Source organism: Streptomyces sp. NPDC005202 (genome assembly GCF_040608235.1).
In the GTDB taxonomy this organism is placed as follows: domain Bacteria; phylum Actinomycetota; class Actinomycetes; order Streptomycetales; family Streptomycetaceae; genus Streptomyces.
This window is the reverse complement of record NZ_JBEXHW010000049.1, coordinates 24,511-33,480: the sequence shown is the minus strand read 5'-3', so window position 1 is coordinate 33,480 and position 8,970 is coordinate 24,511. Positions and strand designations below refer to the sequence as shown.

Sequence of the window (8,970 nt, the reverse complement as noted above, 5' to 3'; positions counted from 1 at the left end):
ACCACCTCCCGCGCGGCGGGCGGCAGCCGACGCGCGTCCCCAACCTCGATCACACCCTGCCAACGAGCAGGCAACTCAACCGTTCCGCCTCAATAACTCGGGAAGGTACGCCCTTCGCGTGCTCCCCGAACTCGATCCACAGGTCTTGGGCATTGCTCTATCGCGACAGGTGTTCGGGCTCCAGCCGAGAGTGGCACGGGTGGGCCCCGGAGACGGGTAAGCGCGATGCGCAGCCGCAGCGGAGAAAAGTCAACGCGATGCGTCCTGGCGGTTGAACCTGTCGCGGACGCGCAGAGTGAGGGTCCGTCCGTAGCGTCTGTCGTACTTGCCGGCACGGCCGGCGCAAGTCGCCCCGATATCACGGTGATGACACGCCGATCGATATACAGAACCTGGCGGTGAGATGTCCGAAAAATCAGTGGAGCAGTGTCGCCGTGTATTACTACCATGCTGCCGAGCCAAGTCGTCTAGCCAAGGACATGCCGTTGTACACCTTGTGAGACCTCCCTAGCGCTAATTCGTCGCGCGTCGCGCATTTGCTTCGCGCTCTTTGTTGCTGCGGGCTTCTCACTGAAACAGGTGTACCTCTGTGCTCGAAAACTGGGTAGTCGAACCTGTCTGTCTGCCGCTCATTCGCCGTCGTTGCCACGTGTGCGCGTCCGACAGCTTCCGGACAAGCGGTAAATTTCGCGTCAACGCCAACCACAAACTCATCGACGTCTGGCTCCTCGCGCTCTGTACCGCTTGCGGGGAGACCACAAAGCTCACGGTCATGGAGCGGATGAATGTGCGCTCCATACGACCCGAGTTGATGGACCGACTGCATGAGAACGACCCCGACCTGGCGGCTGAACTGCTCCAGGACCCGGTCGTGAGGCGCCGCAATCACATCTTACTCGACTGGGACGACGCCTGGCGTCTCGACACCGGCGGATCGGATCACCTGAACCGCGAGGCGATCGACGTCTCGGTCCGCTTCGCGGCGCGGATCCCCGTCCGGCCGGTGCGACTGATCGCTGAAGGCTGCGGTCTTTCACGGGCCGAGGTCGAGAAACTGATCACGGACGGGAAACTCGTTTCGGCAGTCCGGCTGAGCGGCAAGCTCTCCGGCGACTTCACCTTCACGCTCAAGCGCTGAGCCCTCCTTGAGACCAGAGGCCTGTCCGGCAAGATCCGCCGGACAGGGTCGTGTCCCGCCTCGTGGTGTAGGCGACCTTGCTCGACGCATTCCGGTAAGCCGCGCACCAGCTACGCCGCGGCGACACGGCTCCCGCATCGCGCCCGGCTGACTGCCGTCAGCGCCACGGGCGACCTCGAGCCGCATCGATGCGGCGGTGGCCTGCGCATTCCGGGCCGTTGATCGGCTACACCACCTGGTGGGACGCCATCCCGGACAGGCCCCGGAAGGCTGATGAATGCGCGTCCGCGACAAGTCATTCGCCAGGACGCATCACGCGTGCTGCTGGTGGGGGGATCTTCGGATAACTGGTTGCCGTTGTCGTCCGGCTCAATCTCGGCCGGCGTACGGCGGCGGGCGACAACGAGCCGGACGGGCAGGGTTCTGGCGCGCCGGGACCAGGTGTTCGCCGTTGCGGAGCCGACGGCGGACGTCCAGTGCCGTGGCCGGGGAAACCCCCGCGGCCACGGCGATCTCGCGGATGGGGGCCTCGGGCCGCTGCGTCATCAGGTCGCCCGCCCGAAGTCTGCCCGCGGTGGCATCCAGCGGACGGACCCTGCCGTCCCGTCCCACCCGAGCCGTCACGTCCGCCCGTCCGGAGCCTTCGGCCGAGCGCCGGCGGATGGCCCCGACGGTGGTCGCCGACAGACCGGTCACCGAAGCGACCTTTCGGTCCGACCATCGTGGACGCGTGTGAATGATCCGGGCCGCCGCCGCGGTCCGGTCGGCCTGTGACAACGGCAGCCCGTGCGCGATGTTCGTCTCCACCGCGACGATGAACGCGTCTTCGTCGTCACCGTCGTAGAACCGGACCAGGATCTCGCGCTGGCCGCGGAGTCTGGCCGCGCGCAACCGGTGCATTCCGTCTATCACGCGTCGGGTCGGCAAGTGCACGACTATCGGCGGCAGTACCGTCTCGGACAGAGCCAGGACCTGGATGTGTTCAGCGCTCTCACCGGCCAGTCTCGGCGAATCCGACGGAAGCAGGGATGCGATCGGCACCCACTCCTCGCCGTAGTGGCGTCCGCTGTCGGCTTCCTCTTGGTTCGACACCTCTGCGTCTTTTCCTCCGGCACATCGCTGCGCAAGGTCTCCGCTTCTCAGGTGGTTGCGGCCTCCGGGATCTGCGGCCTCGTATGCGCGGACCGGGCAGGTCCGCGCCAGTGGGACTGGACAACGCGTTGAGCAAAGGCGCACCTGTGCCCGAGCCGAACGCGGCAGTGGCCGGGGCCGCCCGCTCCCGGCTCGCGGGGACAAGGGCGGCTGGTCGGGGGCATATTGGGCGGCGACCCGTGCGGTAGTCGGCAGTGGAAGACAGCACTGAGCCGGGGTCGCCGAGTGAGATGGCGCACGTCACCAGTAGATAGCGAGTTCGCCCCTGCGGCGCACGTCGAGCGTCACGCAGTGACCAGGCCTTGTCCGGGCTCGGTCATCAGGAAGTTCATCCCGAATTGACCCGGGCCGGATGCACCAGCCCCTCGCCCGGGTGCATTGTGTACGGGTCACCGCGCGCCCTCCGCAGTCGGCGCGCGCCGAGCATGTCGCCCCTGCCGGACCTGGCGGAGCCCATCCGTGCACGACGTTCGAGCCACCAGGGCCACTGCGTCATCGAGCTGTCTCTCCCGTGCCGGGCGCCGCCGACGCAGCGTCAGTCAGCCGTCCGAACACTGTGCGAAACGATCGAGCGGCAGCGAAGCACCCTCTCCGGGCAACAAGATCAGTCGACTCGAACATGCCGTGTATCTCCCCCGATTCGGCAGCACCAGACCGGTATCGAGCAGAATACTGATCTTCTTTGAGATGTGGCAGGCACACCTCAAGTAGGGCTGAAAACGACGTTCGACAGCGTACGGGCACCCTTACGACGGTCGGCTGGGGCCTTGAACAGTTCCAGCAGTTGAGCCGGCAGGCGCCGACAGGCATGCAAACGCAACGCCGAAGATGTCCCCGGCTGTGCCTGCTGTCGAATTTTTCTCCGGCCCACGACAGTAATTGGCTTCGCACTCGATACGACAACGCGGCGTCAGTATCCGGCCAGTGCCCAGCCTGCTTGAGTTCCCGCGTCGACCATCCCCGCGGCGAGCGTCGCCCCGTCCTGCGGGTCGATGAGCAGGAACGAGCCGGTTCGTCTGTTCTCCGGGTAGTCGTCGACGGCGAGCGGCTCGGCGGTGCGAATCTGTACGCCGCCGATGTCGTTGACGGAGAGACCGTCCTCGCAGGGCAGCCGACGGGCGTCGGTGACGTCCATGCCGTAGTCGATCCGCTCCACCATCGCCTGGACCGTCCGGGTGGTGAGCTTGAGCAGCACACGCTGTCGCGCCCGCAGCGGGCGATCGTGCAGGTGGCACACGTTGGCGGTGATGTGCCGCAGCAACTGTGGAGCAGGGCCCGCGGTCAGCATGTCGCCCCGGGAGATGTCGATCTCGTCGGCGAGTCGAACGGCCACCGACTGCGGTGCCCGCACGCTGTCGGTCTCCTTGCCGAGCACGCTGAGGCCGACGACCGTGCTGGTCTCCCCGGACGGTTGTACGACGACGCGGTCGCCGACCTTGAGGACGCCGGAGGCGAGTTGTCCGGCCGGCCAGCGCTCCACCACCTGCCGGTGCTCCGAGGGGTGCCGGATCACGTACTGCACCGGCAGGCGCAGCGGCTTGCACGACCGGATCCGCTCCGACCGGCACGTTCTCCAGATGGGACAGCAGTGTGTCGCCGTCGTACCAGTCCATCCTGGTCGACGGTTCGACCACGTTGTCGCCGGACAGCGCGGACATCGGGATGGCGGTGACGTCCGCGATCCCCAACTCGCGCGCCCGATGGGCGAACTCGTCCGCGATCGCGGTGAAGGCGGACTCCTGGTAGCCGACGGTGTCCATCTTGTTGACCGCCAGTACGACGTGCGGCACCCGCAGCAGTGCCGCGATCGCGCCGTGTCGCATCGTCTGCGCGACCACGCCGTTGCGCGCGTCGACCAGGACCACCGCCAGGTCGGCGGTGGAGGCGCCGGTGGCCATGTTGCGCGTGTACTGCACATGACCGGGGGTGTCCGCGAGGATGAACCGGCGCGCGGGCGTCGCGAAGTAGCGGTAGGCCACGTCGATGGTGATGCCCTGTTCCCGTTCCGCCCGCAGGCCGTCGGTGAGCAGAGCCAGGTCGGGGCCGTCCTGACCCCGTCTGCGGGACACCTCCTCGATGGCCGTCGCCTGGTCGGCGAGGACGGACTTGGTGTCGTAGAGCAGCCGTCCGACCAAGGTGGACTTGCCGTCGTCGACCGACCCGCAGGTGGCCAGCCGCAACAGGCCACCCGAGAGCCGGCCGGTGGAGCACGTCTGATCTTCCGCTTCCGCGACGCCTGTTGACATATCTAGAAGTACCCTTCTCGCTTGCGGTCCTCCATGGCTGCCTCGGACAGCCGGTCGTCGGCCCTGCTCGCGCCGCGCTCGGTCACACGGCTCGCGGCGATCTCCGCGATCACCTCGCCCACCGTCGAGGCGGACGAGTCGATCGCGCCGGTGCAGGACATGTCACCGACCGTGCGGTACCGGACCCGGCGCTCGGACAGGGACTCGTCGTCCCGGGGGCCGCCCCAGTCGCCGGGCGCCAGCCACATGCCGTCGCGCTGGAACACCTTGCGCCAGTGCGCGAAGTAGATCCCCGGCAGTTCGATGCCCTCGTGCTCGATGTACTGCCAGACGTCCAGCTCGGTCCAGTTGGACAGCGGGAAGACGCGGAAGTGCTCGCCGGGCTGGTGGTGACCGTTGTAGAGCTGCCACAGTTCGGGCCGCTGCCGACGCGGTTCCCAGGCACCGAACTCGTCCCGCAGGCTGAACACCCGTTCCTTGGCGCGTGCCTTCTCCTCGTCGCGCCGGCCGCCGCCGAACACGGCACCGAAGCGGCCGTCGCGGATGGCGTCCAGCAGGGGAAGGGTCTGGAGCGGATTGCGGGTGCCATCCGGCCGCTCGCGGAGCGTTCCGTCGTCGATGTACGACTGCACGGACGCCACGTCGAGCCGGAGGCCGTGCTTCTCGACGATCCGGTCGCGGTAGGCGATCACCTCGGGGAAGTTGTGGCCGGTGTCCACGTGCAACAGGGAGAACGGCAGTGGCGCCGGGGCGAACGCCTTGAGCGCCACGTGCAGCATGACGATCGAGTCCTTGCCACCGGAGAACAGCAGCGTCGACCGGTCGAACTCCCCCGCCACCTCGCGGAAGATGTGGGCCGCCTCGGCCTCCAGCGTTTCGAGGTGCGTCAGCGGGGGCACCGGTTCCACTCGCGGGCCGATGCGTCCGGGACGGCCGGCCGGCACGACCCGCGCCGGGGCGGTCATGACAGACCCCGTGCCGTGAGCAGCGCGCGCACCTGGCGGACCGACTCGTCGACCGTCTGGTGCTGTGTGTGGACCCGCAGATCGGGATCGACCGGCGCCTCATAGGGGTCGTCCGCGCCGGTGAGACCGCTGAGTTCACCTGCCGCCTGCCTGGCGTAGAGGCTCTTGACGTCCCGGTCGGCGCAGATCTCCACCGGGGTCGCCACATGCACCTCGATGTAGGGGACGCCGCGCGCCGCGTGCAGGTCGCGGACCGCGGCGCGGGACAGCGCGTAGGGGGCGATGACCGGCACCAGCACCGTGACGCCGTGCTCGGCGAGCAGCCCGGCCACGTAGCCGATCCGCCGCACGTTGGTGTCCCTGTCCTCCTTCGAGAATCCCAGTTCCGCGGAGAGCGCGGCACGGACCTCGTCACCGTCGAGCACCTGGACCCGGTGTCCACCGGCGCGCAGTCGCTCGGCGAGACCCACCGCGATGGTGGTCTTGCCCGCGCTCGGCAGGCCGGTCAGCCAGACCGTGCCGCCCTGCCACTCGGCTGGTGTGCCATTCGGTTCGCTCATGTGCGGATCTCGCTTTCGCGTGAGCTCTGGGTGGGCGCCCCCGCACCGGAGATGCGCACTGTAATGCCGGTCCCCGTGCGTACTCGTGACAACGGTCAGCGGATGGGTGGTCACGATCTCTCCAGTCGGCCGGGGTTCACAGGGGGTGGAGACCGGGGAAGGTCAGGCCGAGGTTCTCGGGCCGGCCCATGCGGATGTTGAGGCACTGCAGGGCGTTGCCGGCGCCCCCCTTAACCAGGTTGTCCAGGGCGGCAATCGTGGTCAGGCGACCGCTGTCCTCGTCGACCGCGTAGCCGACGTCGCAGTAGTTGGAGCCCAGGAGGATCTTCGGGTCGGGGTAGCGGAAGGTGCCGCGTTGGTGCGCGACGACCCGGACGAAGGGTTCCTCGGAGTACTGCTCGCGAAAGGCCCGGCGCACGGTCTGCTTGTCCACGCCGGGGCGCAGCGTGGCGTGGCAGATGGTCTGGACCCCACGGACCGCTTCGACGCCGGTGGCGGTCATCGCGGCCGACAGGCCCAGATGCCGCGAGATCTCGGCTTCGTGGCGGTGCCCGGTGGGCGCGAACACGCGCATGGAACCGCTGCGTTCGGCGTGCAGGTTGGCCGGGCCGGCCGTGGCCCCCGAGCCGCTGGAACCGGTACGGGCGTCGAACTGAGCCCCTTGCTCCAGATCGATCAGATCCCGGGCCACCAGGGGGTACAGGGCGAGTACGCCGGCCATGGCCATGCAACCGGGAACACTGATCAGGTCCGCGGTGCGCAGACGGTCGCGGTGCAGTTCGGGAAGGCCGGGCACGAAATCGCCCAGCAGATGCGGGGCCTGGTGCTCCTCGCCGTAGTAACGTCTGAAGACTTCGGTGTCATCGAGGCGGAAGTCCCCGGTCAGGTCGAAGACGAGCTTGGACCGCTGCGTCCAGTGATCGATCTGGGTCATCGCCACCCGGTGCGGCAGCGCCAGGAACACCGCGTCGCACTCTCCGACCTCGTCTGCCGAACAGAACGTCAGATCGGTGGCGGACCGCAGATTCGGATGCACACCATCGACCCGTTTCCCCGGGAAACGGGACGAGATTGCACCCACCACCTCGACCTCGGGATGTCCCAGCAGCAGTCGCAGCAACTCCCCGCCGATATAACCGGCCGCACCGGCCACCGCCACCCGCATCACGACCGCATCCCCCTCGCTGCAATACGCCGACGCATCACCACGGCTCCTTCCGGTCCGAACAGACGACCCATGCGAAGAAAACTACGAACCCGTGCGCCTCACTCGCGTCCGCGACGAACACATCCTCGAGGAGGCGTCCGACTTAGATTCCTGTCGCGCGACTAAGCACCTCGATTACCCGACGTGAGCACTGTGCGTGCCAATCTTGAGATCGGCCCATATGCGTCGTGAAGTTCAGTGCGGCGTTTCCAGCGCTGCCATCACGTCACCGAGAGAGAGACGGACCAGATGAGGGTCACTCAGAACCCCGACTTTCGGCGGCTGCGGGCCGCGCAGGGCGTCAGTCAGATAGGCAGCCAGATCGGCTTCCTGGCGCTGCCGCTCGCCGCCCTCCAGGTGCTGCACGCCAGTGTGTTCGAAGTCAGTGTGCTCACCGCCGCGCAGATCGTGCCTTTCCTGCTGATCGGTCTGCCTGCCGGGGTGTGGGTCGACCGGATGCCCCGAAGGCCCGTCCTGATCAGCACCGACCTCTTCCGCGGGCTGCTGCTGTTCACCGTCCCGCTGGCCTACGCGCTGGACATGCTCACCCTCGGCCAGCTCTATGTGGTCGCGTTCGGGCAGGGTGTCGCCACCGTGTTCTTCGACGTCGCCTACCAGTCGTATCTGCCGGACGTCGTCGAGGCCGGTCAACTGACAGAAGGCAACGCCCAGTTGGAGCTGGCGCGGTCCGCGTCGCAGTTGATCGGCCCCAGCGCGGGCGGCTGGCTGATCTCGGCGTTGAAGGCCCCGGTCGCGCTGGGCGCCGATGCTCTGTCCTTCCTGTTCTCCGCGTTCATGGTGTCGCGCATTCCTGCCGAGCGGGAGAAGCCGGTGGCGACGGACGGCAACCGGACGACCTGGTCGGTGCTGTGGAAGGAGGTCGGCGAGGGGCTGACCTTCGTACGTCGCCACCGCCTGCTGGCCCCGCTGGCCGGGGTCGGGGGGCTCCTCAACTTCTCCTACGGCATGGTCGCAGCCATTTTCACCACCTACACGGTGCGTGAACTGGGCTTCTCCGCCGCCAAACTGGGCACCGTGATGGCGATCGGGTCTCTCGGCGTCGTCCTGGGGGCCGTCGTGGCCCGCAGGTTGTCACAGCGCCTGGGCACCGGACCGAGCATCGTGCTGGGTGCACTCCTCAACGGCGCCGGCCCTCTCTTCACCCCCGCCGCGCCCGCCGCAACCCCCGAAGTGGTCATCGCCTGCGGCCTGTTCCTGCAGTCGTTCGGCGTGGTGCTCTTCAACGTGAACCAGGTCAGCCTGCGTCAGAGCATCACCCCGCGACCGCTCATGGGCCGCATGACCGCCACGATCCGGTTCGTCATGTGGGGCACGCTTCCCGTCGGATCGCTGTGCTCCGGTGCGCTCGCCTCGAGCATCGGCCTGCACCGCGCCCTGTGGGTGTCGGCGGCGGTCGGCGCCCTGGCGTTCCTCGGGGCGCTGTTCTCCGGCGTCCGGACCGTGGGCACGAGGAAGGTTCCGCTGCCGACCTCGGCAGCCGACACCGCGGCCGCCGACGAGCCGGCAGAACAGTGCGACCGCACCGACGTCAGGTGAGTTCGCGACAAACGCATTCACGAGCGTGTTGACCTGACTCTCCTGCGGTTGAGCCTCTCGATTACCACGATGCGACCCCAGACCTGCCATTTTTGATGCTGACCCGTATTTCTTGATGCCAGACCTGGATGTGAGATCTGGAGGT

The 8,970-nt window shown here is 67.7% G+C and carries 6 protein-coding genes and 1 pseudogene; 2 read left to right on the top strand and 5 right to left on the bottom strand.

Annotated elements, in window-relative coordinates:
• Window positions 1-589 precede the first annotated feature (589 nt).
• On the top strand, window positions 590-1,138 hold the full coding sequence (locus tag ABZV31_RS35510; RefSeq protein WP_355900975.1) for a DUF1062 domain-containing protein: 549 nt from the start codon (window positions 590-592) through the stop codon (window positions 1,136-1,138).
• Window positions 1,139-1,507: 369 nt separating this feature from the next.
• On the opposite strand, the gene ABZV31_RS35505 is transcribed toward ABZV31_RS35510, so the two are convergent.
• The 5 genes and pseudogenes from ABZV31_RS35505 to argC all read right to left on the bottom strand — a co-directional run bounded on the left by ABZV31_RS35505 (window position 1,508) and on the right by argC (window position 7,226).
• Window positions 1,508-2,179, bottom strand: coding sequence for a ParB N-terminal domain-containing protein (locus ABZV31_RS35505; protein ID WP_355900976.1), 672 nt, complete (start codon window positions 2,177-2,179; stop codon window positions 1,508-1,510).
• 1,021 nt (window positions 2,180-3,200) lie between these two features.
• A pseudogene (locus ABZV31_RS35500) lies at window positions 3,201-4,536 on the bottom strand (GTP-binding protein).
• A gap of 2 nt (window positions 4,537-4,538) precedes the next feature.
• Complete coding sequence (cysD, locus tag ABZV31_RS35495) at window positions 4,539-5,501, bottom strand: sulfate adenylyltransferase subunit CysD (protein WP_355900974.1); 963 nt, start codon at window positions 5,499-5,501, stop codon at window positions 4,539-4,541.
• A complete protein-coding gene (gene cysC, locus ABZV31_RS35490; RefSeq protein WP_355900973.1) occupies window positions 5,498-6,061 on the bottom strand; it encodes an adenylyl-sulfate kinase in 564 nt (187 codons plus the stop codon). Before cysC ends, cysD begins: the two co-directional genes overlap by 4 nt.
• Window positions 6,062-6,197: 136 nt before the next feature.
• Window positions 6,198-7,226 (bottom strand): N-acetyl-gamma-glutamyl-phosphate reductase, encoded by a 1,029-nt coding sequence (gene argC, locus ABZV31_RS35485; RefSeq protein WP_355900972.1) that lies wholly within the window; start codon window positions 7,224-7,226, stop codon window positions 6,198-6,200.
• Between the two features lie 291 nt (window positions 7,227-7,517).
• Here argC and ABZV31_RS35480 point away from each other — a divergent pair, with 291 nt between their 5' ends.
• Window positions 7,518-8,825, top strand: coding sequence for an MFS transporter (locus ABZV31_RS35480; RefSeq protein ID WP_355900971.1), 1,308 nt, complete (start codon window positions 7,518-7,520; stop codon window positions 8,823-8,825).
• The last annotated feature ends 145 nt before the right edge of the window (window positions 8,826-8,970 follow it).